The organism is Streptomyces sp. NPDC006259 (assembly GCF_042870975.1).
Classification (GTDB): domain Bacteria; phylum Actinomycetota; class Actinomycetes; order Streptomycetales; family Streptomycetaceae; genus Streptomyces.
Map to the genome: position 1 here is coordinate 749437 of NZ_JBIAHY010000003.1, position 17416 is coordinate 766852.

At 72.4% G+C, this 17416-nt stretch carries 11 protein-coding genes; all 11 read right to left on the reverse strand.

What is annotated here, in order from left to right; all coding sequences use genetic code 11:
* Window positions 1-23 precede the first annotated feature (23 nt).
* The 11 genes from ACFYO5_RS14710 to uvrA all read right to left on the reverse strand — a co-directional run bounded on the left by ACFYO5_RS14710 (window position 24) and on the right by uvrA (window position 17407).
* Window positions 24-3245 carry an amino acid adenylation domain-containing protein gene (locus ACFYO5_RS14710; protein ID WP_388708493.1) on the reverse strand — a complete coding sequence of 1074 codons (3222 nt, stop codon included), beginning with the start codon at window positions 3243-3245 and terminating at the stop codon, window positions 24-26.
* Window positions 3242-4288, reverse strand: coding sequence for an alcohol dehydrogenase family protein (locus tag ACFYO5_RS14715; protein WP_388708495.1), 1047 nt, complete (start codon window positions 4286-4288; stop codon window positions 3242-3244). The genes ACFYO5_RS14710 and ACFYO5_RS14715 overlap by 4 nt, the downstream gene beginning before the upstream one ends.
* A complete protein-coding gene (locus tag ACFYO5_RS14720) occupies window positions 4285-5166 on the reverse strand; it encodes an amidohydrolase family protein (RefSeq protein WP_388708498.1) in 882 nt (293 codons plus the stop codon). Before ACFYO5_RS14720 ends, ACFYO5_RS14715 begins: the two co-directional genes overlap by 4 nt.
* Entirely contained in the window at window positions 5163-7067 is a 1905-nt protein-coding gene (locus ACFYO5_RS14725) for a beta-galactosidase (RefSeq protein ID WP_388708500.1), read from the reverse strand. The genes ACFYO5_RS14720 and ACFYO5_RS14725 overlap by 4 nt, the downstream gene beginning before the upstream one ends.
* On the reverse strand, window positions 7064-8215 hold the full coding sequence (locus ACFYO5_RS14730; protein WP_388708502.1) for a DegT/DnrJ/EryC1/StrS family aminotransferase: 1152 nt from the start codon (window positions 8213-8215) through the stop codon (window positions 7064-7066). The genes ACFYO5_RS14725 and ACFYO5_RS14730 overlap by 4 nt, the downstream gene beginning before the upstream one ends.
* Window positions 8216-8353: 138 nt before the next feature.
* The gene (locus ACFYO5_RS14735; protein WP_388708505.1) at window positions 8354-9433 is read right to left on the reverse strand and encodes a glycosyltransferase family 4 protein; all 1080 of its coding nucleotides are present in this window, start codon (window positions 9431-9433) and stop codon (window positions 8354-8356) included.
* Window positions 9430-10410 carry an NAD-dependent epimerase/dehydratase family protein gene (locus ACFYO5_RS14740; protein ID WP_388708507.1) on the reverse strand — a complete coding sequence of 327 codons (981 nt, stop codon included), beginning with the start codon at window positions 10408-10410 and terminating at the stop codon, window positions 9430-9432. Before ACFYO5_RS14740 ends, ACFYO5_RS14735 begins: the two co-directional genes overlap by 4 nt.
* Window positions 10403-11707, reverse strand: coding sequence for a nucleotide sugar dehydrogenase (locus ACFYO5_RS14745; RefSeq protein WP_388708510.1), 1305 nt, complete (start codon window positions 11705-11707; stop codon window positions 10403-10405). Before ACFYO5_RS14745 ends, ACFYO5_RS14740 begins: the two co-directional genes overlap by 8 nt.
* Window positions 11708-11728: 21 nt before the next feature.
* Window positions 11729-12886, reverse strand: a complete 1158-nt coding sequence (locus ACFYO5_RS14750; RefSeq protein ID WP_388708513.1) for a hypothetical protein — start codon at window positions 12884-12886, stop codon at window positions 11729-11731.
* 133 nt (window positions 12887-13019) lie between these two features.
* Window positions 13020-14555 carry an amino acid adenylation domain-containing protein gene (locus ACFYO5_RS14755; RefSeq protein ID WP_388708515.1) on the reverse strand — a complete coding sequence of 512 codons (1536 nt, stop codon included), beginning with the start codon at window positions 14553-14555 and terminating at the stop codon, window positions 13020-13022.
* A gap of 71 nt (window positions 14556-14626) precedes the next feature.
* Window positions 14627-17407: an excinuclease ABC subunit UvrA gene (gene uvrA, locus ACFYO5_RS14760; protein WP_388708517.1), complete on the reverse strand. Its 2781-nt coding sequence runs from the start codon at window positions 17405-17407 to the stop codon at window positions 14627-14629.
* Window positions 17408-17416: the final 9 nt, after the last annotated feature.

Sequence of the window (17416 nt, forward strand, 5' to 3'; positions counted from 1 at the left end):
GCGGATCACGCCGGGCCGGGCCCTCATGCGTCGCCCACCGGGTGCCCGGGGTCCGCCGCGACCGACGCCAGCAGCCGCAGGTAGTCCTGCGCCAGTGCCTCGGCCCCTGCCGCGTCGAACAGGTCGAGGTCGTACTCCAGACGGCCGCCGAGCCCCCCCTGCCCGTCGTCGTCGAGGGCCAGCGCCACGTCGAACTTGGCCGTGCCGGTCTGGTACGTCTCGATGGCGGTGCGCAGTCCCGGCAGCTCGGGCGCCCGTGAGGGCGTGCTGCCGAAGGTGAACAACAGCTGGAACAGGAGGGTGTGGCCGGGGTCGCGCACCGGCCTGAGTTCCTCCACCACGCGCTCGAACGGTACGTCCTGGTGGGTCAGAGCCTCCTGGACGCCGCGCCGTGTCTCCGCCAGCACCTCCCGGAACCGCATCCCGGGCTCGACGGCGGCCCGCAGGCAGACCGTGTTGACGAACATCCCCACCACGTCTGCCAGTTCGGGTCGGTCCCGGCCCGAGGTCAGGGTGCCGACCACCAGGTCACGGGCGCCCGAGGCGCGGTGGATCTGCTCGTAGAACGCGCTGAGCAGCACCATGAACAGGGTGGCCTGCTCACCCGAGGCGATCCGGCGCAGCCGCCCGGTCAGTGCGGCCGGCACGCCGAACGCGACGGCCGCTCCCCGCCGGGTACGGGCCGTGCCGCCGGGCCCGGTGAAGGGGAGCCGCGTGGTCGCCGGAGCGCCCGACAACTGCTTGCGCCAGTAGGCCAGTTGTTCGTCGTAGCCCTGTCCCTGCGCCTGGAGCTGCTGCCCTCGCGCAAAGTCGGCGTACGCCACCCCCACCGGCGGGAGGGGAGCTGTCCGCCCGTCGAGCGCGGCCCCGTAGAGGGTCCCCAGCTCGTCGTACAGGATCTCCATCGAGGCGCCGTCGAAGACGATGTGGTGGAAGGTCAGCACCAGCAGGTGCTCGGTCGCGGCGCGCCGGATCAGGGCGGCCCGCATCAACGGGCCGCGGGCCAGGTCGAAGGGCCGGCCGACCAGCTCGGCCACCGCGGCGGACACCTCGTCCTCGTCGCGGCCCTCGAGGTCGACCGCCTCGATCCGCGGTGCGAGTGGATCCGGCTCCCGCACCACCTGTACCGGCCGGCCGTCCTCGGTCGCGAACACGGTGCGCAGGGCCCCGTGCCGGGCCTGCACGGCGCTCAGCGCCGTCTGCAGGGCTGCCCGGTCGAGGGTCCCGGTCAGCCGCAGGACCACCGGCTCGTGGAAGCGGGGCGACGCCGGGGCGAGCTTGTGCAGGAGCCACATCTGCTGTTGGGCGAAGGAGGCGGGCGCCACCGCACCCCCGGATCCGCTCCGGGAACCGTTCGGCGCCTCCCGCGGGACTTCCGGCTCCCCGGCGGCGCCGGACCGCGCGCGGTCGGCGTCCGCCTGCTCGACGGCCGCGGCCAGGGCCGCCACCGTGTGCGCCTGGAACACGGTCCGCTGGCGCACGGCGAGCCCAAGGCGGGAGCGGCACGCGGCCGCCAGGCGCACGGCGGTCAGCGAGTCGCCACCCAGCTCGAAGAAGTCGTCGTCGACCCCGACCGGCGAGGTCCCGAGGACCTCCTCCCAGACGGACACCAGCCGGGCCTCCAACGCGGTCCGCGGCGTGGTGACCGCGCGGTCCGCGACCGGATCGGCGAGCGGCATCGTGGCCAGAGCCCGGCGGTCCACCTTGCCGTTGGCGTTCAGGGGCAGGGCGGGCAGGGCCGCGAACCGGGCCGGGACCAGGGCGGGCGGCAGGGTCTCCCGGAGCCGGGCGCGCAGGGCCGCGGTCGCGGGGGCTCCGGCCCACACCACGCAGGCCACCAACTGCTCCGCGTCGGAGCCGTCGGCACGTGCCAGTACGGCGCTCTCGAGCACTCCCGGGAACTGGCCGATGGCGTTCTCCACCTCGCCCGGCTCGATCCGTATCCCCCGCACGTTGAGCTGGTAGTCGATGCGGCCGAGGAACTCCAGCTCCCCGCCGGGAAGCCGGCGGGCCAGGTCGCGGGTCCGGTACATCCGCTCACCCGGGCTCCCGGCGAACGGGTCGGGCAGGAAGCGCTCGGCGGTCATCCCGGGCATGCCGAGGTATCCGCGGGACACCCCCGGCCCGCCGAGGAACAGCTCCCCGGTCTCGCCCGCCGGCACCGGCCGCATGCGCTCGTCCAGGACGTACGCACGGGTGCCGGGCAGCGGCGTGCCGATGGGCACCCGGTCCCAGCCGCGAATCTCGTCCGCCTCCGCCTGCGTCTCGTACAGCAGCTGGGAGACCGTGGCCTCCGTCGCGCCGTACTCCTGGACCAGCCGCACGCCCGTGGCGCACCACTCGGCGACCCGCTCGACGGCGACGGGCTCGCTGCCCACGACCAGCAGGCGCAGGGAGGCGGGGGCCACCGGCCCGCTGCCGACCGGCAGCTCGCGCAGCCACTCGTACCAGTAGGAGGGGGTCAGCTGGAGTACGGAGACCCGCTCGCGCCGGATCAGGGCGAGCAGCCGGGCGCTGTCGGCGAGTTCCTCGGCCGGATCCAGGACGAGGCAGGCCCCGGCCGCCCAGGTGGACAGCACCTCCTCGGCGGCCACGGAGAAGCCGATCGAGGCGAACTGGAGGACCCGGTCCGCCGGGGTCAGGTCCAGCCGTTGCGCAATGCCCGACGCCAGGGCGGCCAGCGGACCGTGGGAGAGGGGCACGCCCTTCGGCCGCCCCGTGGAGCCGGAGGTGTACGCGATCCAGGCGAGGTTCCCCGGCCGGACGGCGAGCGCGGTGGAGGCGGCGCCGGGGCGGCTGCCGGATCCCGCGTCGGCCCGGCCGTTGTCCGGCCCGTCCACGAGGAGCACCTGCGCCGTGTGCTCGGGGAGTTCGTCCGCCAGCGAGGCGGAGGTGAGCACGACGGGTGCCGCCACGTCCGCCAGGATGAATGCGAGCCGCCGGCGCGGGTAGCCCGGGTCCAGCGGGACGCACGCCCCGCCGGCCTTGAGCACGGCGAGCAGCGCGACCGCCAGCTCCGCCGAGCGGCGCAGGTGGATGCCGACCGCGACCTCCGGCCCGACGCCTGCCGCGCGCAGCCGGTCGGCGAGCCGGGCGGCGCGCTCGTCGAGGACGCGGTAGTTGAGGGTGACGCGACCGCAGCTGAGCGCGGGTGCTTCGGGTGTGGCGCGGACCCGCTCCGTGAACAGGGTGTCCAGCGTTCCCAGCCAGGGAGCGGCGGAACTGGGGATGGGGGAGGCGGTCACGGTACCAGCACCACCTTCGAGGCCTGCCCGGAGTCGAAGAGCTTGAAGCCCTCCTCCGCTTCGGTGAGGGGCAGACGGTGCGAGATCACGAACGTCGGGTCGATGCGGCCCTGTCGCACCAGGGGCATCAGCCGGTCCCGGACGCTGATCGGGTCGCCGACGGCGAACCGCAGGGTCAGCTCCTTGCCGAAGGCGAGGCCGGTCGGCATCGGCATGGCCTGGGAGGCGTGTGCGCCGGCCGCGCAGACCGTGCCGCGCGGCCGCACGATCTCCAGGGAGCTGAGCAGCGAGGAGTCGACGCCGACGGCCTCCAGGACCACGTCCGCCCCACGGCCGTCGGTGAGCGCGCGGACCCGCTCGGCGAGGTCGCCGCCGGGCTCCAGGGGGGTCGCGCCGTGCCGGGAGGCCAAGGCGCGCCTGCTCGCCACCGGGTCGACCGCCAGGACCAGGGAGGCGCCCATCAGCTGCGCCGACTTCATCGCCATCAGCCCCACCGGCCCGCAGCCGACCACGGCGACCACGTCGCCGGGCGCGACCTCGCCGCGTTCGGCGCAGGCGTACCCGGTGGACAGGATGTCGCCGATGAACAGCGCCTGCTCGTCGGTGACCTCGTCGGGTATGGGGGACAGGACGGTGTCCGCGAAGGGGACGCGCACGTACTCGGCGTGCCCGCCCGCGACCGCGGCGCGGCCCACGACCGTGTCGTAGCCGAACAGTGCGACCTGGGCGCACTGGTAGTGCCAGCCCCGCAGGCAGTACCAGCAGCGTCCGCACGCGATCACGTCCGAGGCCACGACCCGGTCGCCCGGACGCAGTCCGTCCACGCCGGAGCCGGTCTCCTCGATGACTCCGGTGAACTCGTGGCCGGTGACCGTGCCGGGGGTGAAGCCGGGGATCTCGCCCCGGTAGGGATGCAGGTCGGTGCCGCACACGGCGGAGCGGACCACGCGGACCACGGCGTCGCGCGGCCCTTCGAGCACGGGTACGGGTACGTCGTCGGTCACGCGCACGTCGTAGGGCGCGTGCCAGCTCAGGGCCTTCATCGGATTTCTCCCCCGTGGTTGGTGGACAGCAGTGCGGCGGCCGCGCCGCCCATCAACGAGGCGTACTCGGCCTCGGTCAGCGCGGCCCCGTCCGGCCAGAGCGAGGCGTCGGCGGCCAGTTCGCGCATGCGGGACACCGAGTCGGTCATGGTGCAGAAGGGGTGGTCCGTCCCCCAAAGGAGGCGGTCCAGCACCCCGAGGCTGCGGGCCTTCGCCAGGGCCGCGGCCACCGTGGCGGCCGGCCGGTACCAGCTGAAGATCGACAGGTCCGCGTGCACCCCCGGGTGACGAGCCATCAGGTCGAGGGCCGCGTCGGTCCAGGGAGTGCCGAGATGGGCCAGGATCAGCCGCAGGCCCGGGAAGTCCCGGGCGACCTGGTCGAGGAGCCGGGGGGAGAAGAACCGCGGGTCGGCCTTTTTGGCTGGCGTGTACCCGGTGTGCACGAGCACGGGTACGTCGAGTTCCTGGGCCGTCTCGTACACGTCGTACCAGAGCGGGTCGGCCGGAGACATCCGCAGGTAGCACGGTGCGGTCTTGAGGCCCCGCAGACCCAGCTCGGTGACGGCGTGCCGGAGTTCGACCGCGGCGCCGGGGGTGCCGGCGTCGACCGAGGCGAAGCCGGTGAAGCGCCCCGGATGGCGTGCGCACATCGCGGCGACGAACTCGTTGGGGACCTTGAAGCCCTCGACCCGCTGGACGTCGAAGGCGAGCAGGAACGCCTGGTCGACGCCCGCTTCGTCCATGTGCGCCAGCAGCTTCTCCTCGGGCGAGGTGAGCGCCTCGGGAGGCATCCCCGTGGTCGCCATCATCTCCTCGGCGAAGGAGGCGGTGAAGTGCTTGTAGTACTCGCCCGCGTGGACATGGGAATCGATGATCACGGAGTGCCTGCCAGTCGGTCGGCCGGCGCCGTCACCGGGTGGCCGTGGGGTTCGCGGGTCCAGGTGACGAGGTGGACGGCCTTGGGGCCGAGCGTGAGGGGCTCGGAGCGACCGGCCCGGTGCAGGGTGGTGGCGACCGGGTGCGGGGCATGGTTGATCACCAGTGCGCAACGCTCCTCGTCGCGCCCCAGGACGGTGACCTCGGTGTCCGGGCTGTCGGTGCGCACGTCTGCGGCCAGCGCCCCGGTGAGGCCCTCCGCCGCGGCGACATCGGCGTACAAGCGGTGCCAGGGCGCCGCTTCGAGGCGGTGAGGGGCGTTCAACTGCTGCTCCAGCGGGGCGTTGAGGTGGTAGGCGACACCCTCGCCGTAGGCGTGCCGGGTGAGTGCGGGGGAGCCGTCCGGGAAGGCCGCCAGGACCTCCGCGGTGGTCGCGGCGAGGACCGGCAGCTGGCCCGGCTCCCGGACGAGCGGGTAGTGCGTGCCCTGCCAGGTGAAGCCGTCGGCCTCCTCGGTGCGCAGGGTGAAGTCGACGACGCGGACCCCGAACAGCTCCTCGCCCCCGAAACCGTGGAGCAGATCTCCGCCGGTGTAGAGGAGGACCCCGCCGCGGGCCACGTAGTCCGCCAGCAGCCGCTGGTCGTCGAGGGTGATGTGGCCCACCGACGGGCAGATCAGCAGCCGGTGGTCTCCCGGCGCGCCGCGGGTGAACTCGTACGGAAGCTGCGCCCGTTGGAGGAGCTGGGCGGCGTAGAAGCCCGCGGCCGGGTCGGCACCGGCGCTCGCCAGGTAGCCGGCGTCGCCCTCCGCGCGGTGCTCCGGCAGGTGGACGCCGACGGGGGAGGGCAGCGGCCGGAAGCCCGCCAGTTCACCGGTCGCACGACGGGCGAACTCCTGGAAGGCCTCCATCGCGGGCTTGGGCGTGCCGTCCGCCCGCAGCAGCCCCACGAAGCGCTCGTTGGGGCGCAGCCGGTAGGGCTTGCGCTCCGTGGTGAAGTCCTGCCAGCACCACACGACGACCCCGCAGGCGCCGGCCGCGAACGCGCCGTGCGCCGCGACCCTCAGGTAGTCGCGTGCCGTCTCCTCGTCGCAGCCGTAGCTGCCGAGTTCGTCGACCAGCACCGGGCGGAAGGGGCGGCCCCGGCGTACCAGGTACGGCACGAGGGCGCCCGCCTTCGGGGAGGCGACCGATTCCATGTGGAACGGCGTCCACACCGGGAAACCGTGCAGGCCCACCAGGTCCAGCGGTTCGGCGTGCTCGGGACGGAAGGCGTGCTCGCCGGTGACCGCGGAGACCTCGTTGGCCTGGAGGACCAGCGCGCCGGGATGGGCCTCGCGGACGGCGTCGGCCAGCGCGCCCCACCAGGCGCGGACGCCGTCCGGCCCCAGTGACCCGGAGGCGGCCCCGTCGACGTGGATGACCTCGTCCCCGATGTCGTACGCGAGGACGTCCCCCGTGTCGCGCAGGGCTCCGGCGACGTGCCGGACGAAGGCCAGCTGGCGTTCGACCATGTCGGCGTCGTGCCACAGGTCCCGGCCGGCGCGCCAGGGCGGGTCGAAGCGCTGGCCGTTCATCCAGATGGTGAGCAGGGAAGGCAGGCACTGCAGGCCGTGGTGTGTGGCGAGCGAGACGAACCGGCGCAGCCGCCGCGTCATCTCGGGGTCGTAGACGCCGGGCTCGGGCTCGAAGTCCGCCCAGAAGACGAAGAAGCGGACGGTGTTGAGGCCGGACTCGGCCATCGCGGCGAAGTCCGCGTCGAGCTGCTCGGCGTCCCACTCACGCCAGTAGTCGCAGCCGGTGCGGGACGGATGGTAGTTGACGCCGACGCAGAAGTACGGTTCGCCGTCGCGCAGCAGCGCGCCGTCGCTCAGGGTGTACCGGCCGGCCGGAGGCGGCGTCATGCGGTCGCCCGCGCGGCCTGGCGGACCGCGTCCACCACGAGCGCCGTGTCGTCGTCGCTCATGTCGACGTACAGCGGCAGGGAGACCTGGCGCTCCATCACGGCCTCGGTGACCGGGAGATGGCCCTCGCCGTGGCCGAACCGCTCGCGGTACGCGGTGAAGAGGTGAGTCGGCGGGTAGTGCACACCGCTCTGGACGCCCGCCGCGGTCAGGTGTTCCTGGAAGGCGGCCCGCGGCGTGCCCTCGGCGAGCAGAACCGGGAAGAGGTGGTGCGCGCCCCGCTCCACCGGGCGGTCCAGGAAGGGGATGTCGAGGCCCTCGACGTCCGCGAGTCCGGCGCGGTACTGCCGGACGATCTCCTCGCGGCGGCGCTGGCGGTCGGGCAGGCCACGGAGCTGGACCAGTCCGATCGCGCTGCCGACCTCGGTGGGACGGTAGTTGAGGCCGAACCCGTCGACGTCGTAGACGGACGGGCCGCCGCGGTGGCGGTCCTGCGCACTGACGGTGAGGGCGTGCGAACGCAGCCGCCGGATCCTCTCCAGGACCTCGGGGTCCCGCGCCACGACCATGCCGCCCTCTCCCGTCGCCAGGTTCTTGGTGGCGAAGAAGCTGTAGCAGCCGATGTCGCCGACCGTGCCGAGCACGCCGTGCTCCGAGCGGGTGGCCGGCGCGTGGGCGGAGTCCTCCACGAGGGCCACGCCGTGCTCACGGGCGAGGGCGGCCAGGGCCGGCAGGTCCGCCGCGTGGCCGCCGTAGTGCATGGCGACGATCGCCTTGGTGCGGGGGGTGATGCGGGCGGCGACGTCGGCGGGGTCCACGCACAGGTCGTGGGTGCCGGTGATGTCCGCGAAGACGGGGGTGGCGCCGCTCAGGGTGACGACGGCGGCGGCCGAGACGAAGCTCAGCGACGGCAGGACCACCTCGTCGCCCGGCCCCAGGTCCAGGGCGAGGAACGCCAGGTGCAGGGCAGCTGTGCCGTTGCTGACGGCGACGCTGTCCGTGGTCCCCGCGGCATCGGCGAAGGCCTGCTCGAAGCGCCGCGTGACGGGCCCGTTGGACAGCCAGCCGGACCTGAGCACCTCCGCCACGGCGTCGGCCTCGTCGTCACCGAGCCGCGGGCGGTACAGGGAGACCTTCCAGTCGGACATCAATCCACCATCCCTCCGCGCGCCCAGGTCGGTGCGCGGGTCTTCGATCGGGTGCCGGGTGCATGTGCATCGGGCACTGCGGGCCGAGGCGCGGGATCCTCCCCGCCTCGGCCCGGTTCCTGTCGCGAAGGACAGGTCCTAGAGCGCGGGCCGTCCCGTTCGGGCGGCCCGCGCGATGAGCCGGTCGTACACGTCCTCGACGCGGTCGGTGATCGCCTCCCAGCCGAGTTCCCGGTCGACCCGGGCCCGGCCGGCGGCGCCGAGCGCCGCGGCCTCACCGGGGTCGTCGAGCAGCCGGGTGACCGCCGCGGCCACCGAGGCGCTGTCCGGTTCGGAGATCAGCCCGTCCACGCCGTGCCGGACGACCTCGTCGCCGCCCATGAAGGTGGAGCCGATCACCGGCTTCCCGCTCGCCCAGGCCTCGACGTAGACCAGGGGGAACACGTCCACGGTCGACGGCAGGCAGAACACGTCGCACGCGGCGAGCGCGTCGGCCTTCTCCCCTTCGCCGATGAGGCCCAGGTCCAGGATCCTGGGGTCGGCGTGCGCGGCGAACAGCTCCGCGCAGTCCTCGTCCCAGTCCGGACCGGCGAAGACGAACCGGGTGTCGGGGTGGGTCCGCCAGACCGTCGTCGCCGCTTCGAGTAGCAGTCCGTAGCCCTTGGAGCGCATCTTGCGGCCCAAGAACAGCACCAGGGGACCCTCGATGCCGTGCCGTGCCCGGAACCCGGCGGCATCGGCGGTGCCACTCAGGTGCGCCCCCTGGCCGACGACGTGCAGCGCGGTGGGGTCGACCCCGGCCTCGCCGAGCATCCGGCGCTCGGCCTCGGTCAGGACGAACACGGCGTCCGCCTGGCGGCAGACGTCGAGGACCGCTTCCGGGTCCTGCCACACCCCGGGGGCCGAGGCCGGGGTGAACACGAACGGCACACCCCATTCCTGGGCGAGGCGCAGCGCGGCCCGCGGGTAGTCGGGCCACACCGAGTCGACGGCGTGGACCACGTCCGGGCGGTCCGCCGCCGGCGCCGCGGCGGGCAACACCTCGACGACGACCCCGGCGCCGGCCATCCAGCGGGCGGACTCCTCGTCCATCTCGCTGGAGTAGAGGCCGACCGTGTGGCCCCGGCGCCTCAGGGACTCGGCGAGGTACTGGGTCATCACCTCCGCCCCCGCGCGCGCCGGGAAGTAACCGCGGTGCACCACGCGTACGTGCGTCATGGCCGCGCGGCCCGTGATGCCCGCGCCCCGGCGTACCACGCGTAGGTCCGGCTGACGCCCTCGCGCAGGTCCACCTCGGGCTCGTACCCGGTGAGGGAGCGCAGCAGCGACACGTCGGGCACCCGGCGCTCGGGGGAGAGCGGCGGCGCGGGGTGGATCTCCAGGGCCGGGCGGCGGCCGACCGTGTCGAAGACCACGCGGGCGAGGTCTTCGATCTTGATCTCCTCGCGGTCGTTGCCGACGTTGACCAGGAGGGTCTCCTTGGTCGGCAGCGCCGTCAGGGCGGCGATGGCGTCCACGGCGTCGCTCACGTAGCAGAACGCCCGGAACTGGTCCGCGCCGTAGATCTCGAACGGGTCGGCGCCGCCGAGCAGGCGCTCGATGAACTGCGGGATGACGTGCTCGTAGCCCATGCGGGGGCCGTAGACGTTGTGGAACCGCACCATGCGCAGGGGGAAGCCGTACGCCTGGGCGTAGTTGCGGCACAGCAGCTCGCCGGCGATCTTGCTGAAGCCGTACGAGGAGCGGGCCACGGTGGGGTCCGAGACGACCAGCGGCACGTCCTCGGGCGTCGGCACCGGGGCCACCCCGGCGGTGACGCTGCCGGCGTACGCCTCGCTGGAGGAGGCGAAGCACAAGGTGGCCCCGTCGAGTTCCTTGAACCAGTCCAGGAGGTGGATGGTCGACAGAAGGTTCGTGCGCAGAACCCGCTGCGGCTCCTCGTTGGAGTACACGACGCCGACCACGGCGGCGAGGTGGTAGACCTCGTCGAAGTCGCGGGGCAGGTCGGCCGGCAGCGGCACGGTCAGGTCGTGCGTGAACACCGAGACCCGGTTGCGCAGTTCGTCGAGTTCGGTGTCCTCGCGGCCGCGGCTGAAGTCGTCGAGGAGGGTGACGTCGTGTGCGTCGGCGAGCCGGCGCGCCAGGTGCATGCCGATGAAGCCGGCGCCGCCGGTGATCAGGATCTTCTTACGCATGGCCGAGCCTCATAACGTTCTTCGCGGAGGAGGGAAGGATGCGCCAGGTGTCGTACACGACGGCCGGCGGCCGCATCCGGGCAACCAGGGCGTCCAGGTCCAGGTCGCGGTAGGAGAGGTGGTTGTTGAGGAACACCGCGGCGTGCGCGTCGGTGAACCCCTCCTCCAGTTCCACGCAGCGCAGTCCGAGCGCCGTGATGCGCTCGCGCGGCACCGCGAAGTCGTGCGCGACGATCTCGCCGACCCGGCCGCGCAGCAGTTCCAGGAGCGCTTCGTACGGGGCGCCGCGCAGGTCGTCCGTCTCGGGCTGGCCCTTGTACGCGAAGCCGGAGACCAGGATCTTCGCCTCGGCCGGGTCGCAGCCCTGCTCCCAGAGCGCGGCCATGACCCGCTCGCCGATCCGGCGCGGCAGCGACTCGTTGAGCGAGCGCGCGGCGGAGATCATGCCGGGGGTGTGGTCGTGCGGCTTGAGCGCGTGCATCAGCAGGTACGGGTCCTTCGTGAGGCAGCTGCCTCCGACGAAGCCCGGCATGCTCAGGTCGGGGCGGGGGTAGTCCCGGTTGGCACTGGATATCAACTCAACGGCGTCCAGGCCGAGTTTCTCGGCCATGAGGGCGATCTCGTTGCCGAACCCGTAGATCAGGTCGGTGTGGCAATTGCAGATCAGCTTGATCATCTCCGCCGCCTCGAGGGAGGAGACGGGCACCACGGTGGGTGTCTGCGAGGCGAACAGCTCCGTCGCGCGGCGTACCGCCTCGTCGTTGATCCCGCCGACGATCTGCGGCAGCGACAGGAGTTCGGCCAGTGCCTTGCCCTGGATGGTCCGCTCCGGGCAGAAGGCGACGAGCGGATCGGCCACCTTGCGGCGCAGGAGCGGCAGCACCAGGTCGCGGGTCGTACCGACCGGCACGGTGCTGCGGACGATGACGAGGGTCTCGTCGTCGATCCCTTCGGAGACGGTCTCGACGGCCGCTTCCAGGTGGAGCAGGTTCGGGTCCTGGCCGTCCGTCTGGATCGGGGTGCCGACGCAGATGATGACGACCGGGGGCAGCTTGGCGCCCGCCAGGTCGGAGGTCACGTGCAGCCGGTCCCCGGCCGACGTGCGGACGATCTCCTCGACCCCCGGCTCGGACAGTTGCAGGACGCCGGCGGCCAGGTCCTCGGCGACCGCCTTGTTGTACTCGTACCCGAGAACGCGCCTGCCGGTCGACAGCAGGGCCGCGGTGAGAGTGATGCCGACGTATCCGAGTCCTACGACGCAGACGTCGTAGTCCGCATAGGAAATGCGTGATTCCATGGTTCCCCCTCGGCTCTTGCTTTAGCGTGCAGAATGGTCGGTCGATTCCCCGACGACCCAGAATGTCTTTTCCGGCTTACCGCCGAGCTGGCGTTTCTGGTCGTCGAGTCCCTTGACCTCGGAACCGCCCGCGTCGACCTCGCGGATACCCTGCTCCCACATCAGGCGGAACACGCTGAGCCATACGTACTGGGGAATCGCGGTGAATCCCGTGCTGTCCTTGAACAGCCCGGTCAGGCGTTCCCGGAACCGCATGGTCATGGTGCAGTAGAGGGCGGCGCGCCGCTCGCTGATCCGCTCGCCCGCGAAGAACATCGCGGGGAACTTCTCGCCGTCCTCGGTGACGATGCTGCCGAGGTAGGAGAAGTAGTCCTGTTCGTTCTTGCCGCCGGGCTGCTCGCGGACGATCGCGAGGTAGTCCTCCGGCGTGGAGCCGACGACCGTGCCCTGCTCCCGGCGGGCCTGGAAGTAGCTCTCCACCACGCTGCGGGCGCTCTCCTTCTCGGGCCCGGAGTAACCGTACGGCTCGATCGCGAAGGACAGATGGGGATTGCGGTCCAGGAAGTTCTGGAAGCGCCGGTAGGCCAGCTTGTTCTTGTTCTTGTACTTCCTGCGCTCCTCGCCGGCCAGCTTCGACACCTGCAACTCGCCCTCGGCGTCCCGCTCGAACAGCTCGTCGAGGTAGTAGACGCGGTTGGGGAAGGTCTCGTCCTCCTCGGGCGCACCCAGGTGCCAGGGGTCCGTCTCGATCCCCGAGAACCCGGCCGCGAGGAACTCGTCCCGGTCCTCGGGGGACAGGTGGCGGACGTACACGGAGTCCCTGGCCAGGCCGGCCTCGCGCACCGCCGCGACGAAGTCCCGGACGGCCGCGACCCGGCCGGGCCCCTTCGGGGCGACGATGTGGAGGTGCTTGGCGACGTGCCCCTCCTTGCTGAAGTAACCGACCCCGAAGGCGTTGGTGCCGTCGTGGTAGACGAGACCGTTCGGATACTTGCTGCTCGCGCCGCGGACGTTGTACCCGTTCGCGTAGAGCATCAGGCCTATGTGGCCCATCGCGAAAGAGCCGTCCTTGTACTTGTCGATGATTTCGAAGGATTCCTCGACCGGAGTGATCTTGGAGCCGAAAAGGGCCCTCAGTCGATCCTCGAACTGGTCGCGTTCGGTCGCAAGAAGGCGCACCGGTATTCAACCTCCAAAAGGCTCCGCGATGAAATCTCGGTGCCCTGGTTCGTAGACGTGCAGCTTATCGTGTTCCATGCCGTCGACAAAGAAGAAAAGGAACTGGTTCGTCGACCGGGATTCTCTGGCGGATTCAGCGGCCGGGCAGGACCTCCGCCCGGGAGCGCAGCCGCGCGGGCGCGGGCAGCGCCTTGCGGTCGAGCTTCCCGATCGGCGTCAGGGGAAGGGCACCCAGCACCACGAACTGACTGGGCACCATGTGCTCCGGCAGACTGCGCCTGAGGTGGGCCCGCAACTGCTCCCCGGTCGGCGCCGAGGACCCGTCGGGCGCCGTGTAGGCGACCAGTCGGGGGCCGCCCGGCTGATCGTCACGCAGTACCACCGCAGCGTGTACGACACCGGCATGCGATGTCAACGCCTCCTCGATCTCGCCCAGTTCCACCCGGAAGCCACGCACCTTGACCTGCGCGTCGAGCCGCCCGTGGTAGTCGAGCAGACCGCCGGCCGGCCGTCGGCTCACCCGGTCTCCCGTCCGGTACATCCGCGCACCCGGAACGGGGCTGAACGGGTCGGGCAGGAACCGCTCGGCCGTGAGCCCGGGACGCCGGTGGTAGCCGCGTGTCACCTGTTCGCCGCCGACGAAGAGTTCCCCGGAGACGCCGTCCGGCACCGGCCGCAGCTCCTCGTCCAGGACGTAGGCCCGCACCGCCGGCAACGGCCTGCCGATGGAGACCAGTTCGTCGTCCCAGTCGAGCAGCGCCGCCGCCGCGCTCACCGTGGTCTCGGTCGGGCCGTAGATGTTGAACACCTCGGTCACGCCCGCCGCCCGCAGGTCGGCGAGCAGTTGCCTCGGCATCGCCTCGCCGCCCGTGAGGACCGCCTTGACGCGCGGGGGCGGACCGCCCAGGGCCACCATGTGCGCCAGCGCCGACGGCACGGCGCACACCGCGTCGCCACGGACCCAGGAGCCCTCCTCGCACAGCGAGAACACGTCCTGGGCGAGCGTGACCTGACCGCCCGCGTACAGCGGGGCGAAGATGTCGCACACGGAGAAGTCGAACGAGGTCGGGCAGGTGGCCACCATGGTCCCCTCGGCCGTCGGCCCCAGCAGGCCGACCGTCGCCGAGACGAACTCCGACATCGCCGCCCGGGGGACCAGTACGCCCTTGGGCCGTCCGGTCGACCCCGAGGTGTAGATCAGGTAGGCCAGTTGACCCCCGAACGGCTCCTCGCGGACGACGTCCGCGACCTGCCCGGCTGCGGAGTCGACCAGCTCCTCGAGAACCAGCTCGGGACCGCCGTACTCCAGGCTGCCCGCGTGGCGCCGCTCGGCCAGCACCGCCGTCGCACCCGAATCGGACAGCATGTAACCGAGCCGGTCCTGCGGATAGGCGGGGTCCAACGGCACATAGCCCGCCTGCGCCTTGAGGATGCCCAGCAGCGCCGCCAGCATCTCGGGCGTCCTGCCCGCGAGCACCGCCACCCTGCTCTCGCGCCCGACGCCCAGGGACCGCAGGCGCACCGCGATCCTGCCGGCCGCCGCGTCCAGCTCCCCGTACGTCCACGTCCGGCCCTCACCGGTGACCGCCGGGTGCCCCGGCCGCCGAGTCGCCCATCCCTCGAACGCGGCGACGACGTCGACGACCGTCCGGGTGTCCGCTCGCTCCACTGTGTCCTCCTTCTCCTCGTACCCGTCTGATCCGCGCCGGCCACGGGCCCCTCCAGGAGGCCGGCCCGGCGCTATGGCCGTGCTCCCGCGGTCTGGCGCAACTGGCGTGCGAGATAGGGCGCCAGCGCACTGTCGGGGTGGGCCGCGATCTGCTCCGGAGGGCCGGCGGCCACCAGTTCCCCGCCGTCCTCGCCGCCGCCGGGCCCGAGATCCACGATCCAGTCGCACGCCGCCGCGAACTCGACGCTGTGCTCGATCACCACCGCCGTGTTGCCGAGGTCCACCAGGTCGTGCACCACGCCCAGCAGGACCTGGACGTCCGAGAAGTGCAGGCCGGTCGTCGGCTCGTCGATCAGGTAGAGCGTCCGGCCGTCGTCCCTGCGCATCAGCTCGCGCGAGAGCTTGAGCCGCTGGGCCTCGCCGCCGCTGAGCGTCGTGGTGTCCTGACCCAGCTTCAGATAGCCGAGCCCCACCTGGCACAGCATCCGCAGCGGGTGCGCCACCGCCGGTACGTCACCGTAGAGCTCGAGCGCCTCGGTGACCTCGAGATCCAGCGTCTCGGCGATGTCCTTGCCCCGGTGCGTCACCTCCAGCACCCGCTGCGCGTAGCGTCGGCCCTCGCACGTGGGGCACTGCACCGAGAAGTCGGCCAGGAAGAGCATCTCGATGCGGATGGACCCCTTGCCCGCGCAACGGTCGCAGCGCCCGCCCTTCTCGGTGTTGAAGCTGAACATCGCGGTGGAGTACCGCCGGCGCACCGCCTCCTCGGTCTTCGCGAAGAGCTTGCGGATCTCGTCGAAGATCCCCACGTAGGTGGCCGGCGTCGAGCGGGACGAGGCGCCGATGGACTCCTGCGTGACGGTCACCACGCGGCTGAAGCCCTCCCAGCCCGTCAGCTCCGTGAACGGTCCCCGCGGGGCGCGGCGGCTGCTGAGCGCCTGCTGCAACGCCGGCTCCAGCGTGCGGGTGACCAGGGAACTCTTGCCGCTGCCGCTGACCCCGGTCACACAGGTCAGCAGCCCCACCGGGATCGACGCGTCGACCCCCCTCAGGTTGTGCAGCCGGGCGCCGCGCAGGGTGAGCCACCGGTCGTCCGGGCGGCGCCGGTCCGACCGTGGCGAGGCGACGGCCAGCTCGCCCCGGAGATAGGCACCCGTACGCGAGTCGGGGTGCGCGACGACCTCGGCGGTCGGACCCGCCGCCATCACCAGACCGCCCCGCGCCCCGGCACCCGGCCCCAGGTCCACGAGGTAGTCCGCCGCCTCCATGGTCTCCTGGTCGTGCTCCACCACCAGGACCGTGTTGCCCGCGTCGGCGAGCCGGCGCAGCATCGCGATGAGCCTGCCGTTGTCCCGGGCGTGCAGACCGATCGACGGCTCGTCCAGGACGTAGGTGACCCCGACCAGCCCGCAGCCGAGCTGCCGGGCCAGGCGCAGCCGCTGCCCCTCGCCCGCGGAGAGCGTCGGCGCCGACCGGTCCAGGGACAGGTAGCCCAGACCGACGTCGAGCATGAACTCCAGCCGGACGTCGATCTGCGCCAGCAGTTCCTCGGCCAGGCCGGCGAGGAACGTCGGCGCCAGCTCCGCGCGGACCGCCTTCAGCCAGGCGGCCAGGCGGCCCACCGGCAGGGCGTTCACCTCGGCGATGTTGAGGTCCCCGAGCCGTACGGCCAGCGCCTCCGCGTGATGGCGGGTGCCGCCGCAGGCCGTACAGCCGCGGGCCGCCATGAACGCCTGGTAGAAGGATTTGCGTTCCGGGGAGTCCGCCTCGCGGAAAAGCCGCTCCAGATGCTGGGCCAGCCCGTCGAAGGGCTTCTTCTCCACCTGCTCCGCGAGCGCGGCGGGCAGCCGCTCGCTCGTGGCGCCCACGAGGAGCAACTCCGCCACGCCCGGCGGCAGCTGGCACCACGGCGTGTCCAGCCCCGCACCCGCGAGTTCCAGGACCGCGGGCAGCTCCCGCAGCGGCCACCAGGTCTTCTTGCTGCGCGTGCGGTCGCCGAAGAAGGTCAGCGCGCCGGAGCGCGCCGACTCCCGGGGATCGCCGACCAGCAGCGCCGGGTCCACCCGGTAGGTGAAGCCGAGGCCCTGGCACTCCTCGCACATGCCGGCCGGCGAGTTGGGGGTGAACCAGTGCGAGGACACGGCACGGGCCTCCGTGCCGCAGGCGGCACAGACCCAGCCGCCGGTGAGGTGGCGCACCACGGTGGTGTCCCGCAGGGCGACCAGCGGCCGCTCCTCCCGGTGGGCGGCCTCGATGGCCTCGCCGGCCCGGGCCAGGTCCGCGGCGTCGGGAGCCGCGGGCAGGAGGAGCACGCGTGTGGCGGGGCCCTCCTCGGACGGCCGGGACAGCACCAGGGGGCCGTCGGCCGCGGCATCGGCGAGCGCCGCCAGGTGTTCGGCCACGTCACGGGGCCGGATGTCCCGGCCGCAGCCGCGGCACTCGTGCCGGCCGGCCCGTGCGAACAGCAGGCGCAGCCGGTCCGAGATCTCCGTGATGGTTCCCACGTTGGAGCGGGGGTTGCGGCTGATCGTCCGCTGCTCGATCGCCACGGTCGGGCTGAGACCGCTGATCCACTCCACGGACGGCTTGGGCACCTTCGGCAGCTTGCGCCGTACGTAGGCGGAGAGGCTGTCGAGATACTGCCGGTAGCCCTCCGCGTAGATCGTGTCGAAGGCCAGCGACGACTTGCCGCTGCCCGACACGCCGGTGAACACCGTCACGCCGTGCCGGGGTACGGCCAGCTCGTCGATCCGCAGATTGTGCTCCCGGACTCCCCGGAGCGCGATCCAGTCGCGCGGATCGGTGGCGGCGGCGCTGCCGCTGCCGTGGTCGGCCCTGCTCAATGTCCTCACCAGTTCTTC

Coding starts and splice junctions, on each gene's coding strand:
- ACFYO5_RS14715 (WP_388708495.1), bottom strand. CDS start 4,288: ATGAAGGCCCTGAGCTGGCACGCGCCCTACGACGTGCGCGTGACCGAC.
- ACFYO5_RS14740 (WP_388708507.1), bottom strand. CDS start 10,410: ATGCGTAAGAAGATCCTGATCACCGGCGGCGCCGGCTTCATCGGCATG.
- ACFYO5_RS14745 (WP_388708510.1), bottom strand. CDS start 11,707: ATGGAATCACGCATTTCCTATGCGGACTACGACGTCTGCGTCGTAGGA.
- ACFYO5_RS14735 (WP_388708505.1), bottom strand. CDS start 9,433: ATGACGCACGTACGCGTGGTGCACCGCGGTTACTTCCCGGCGCGCGCG.
- ACFYO5_RS14730 (WP_388708502.1), bottom strand. CDS start 8,215: ATGTCCGACTGGAAGGTCTCCCTGTACCGCCCGCGGCTCGGTGACGAC.
- ACFYO5_RS14725 (WP_388708500.1), bottom strand. CDS start 7,067: ATGACGCCGCCTCCGGCCGGCCGGTACACCCTGAGCGACGGCGCGCTG.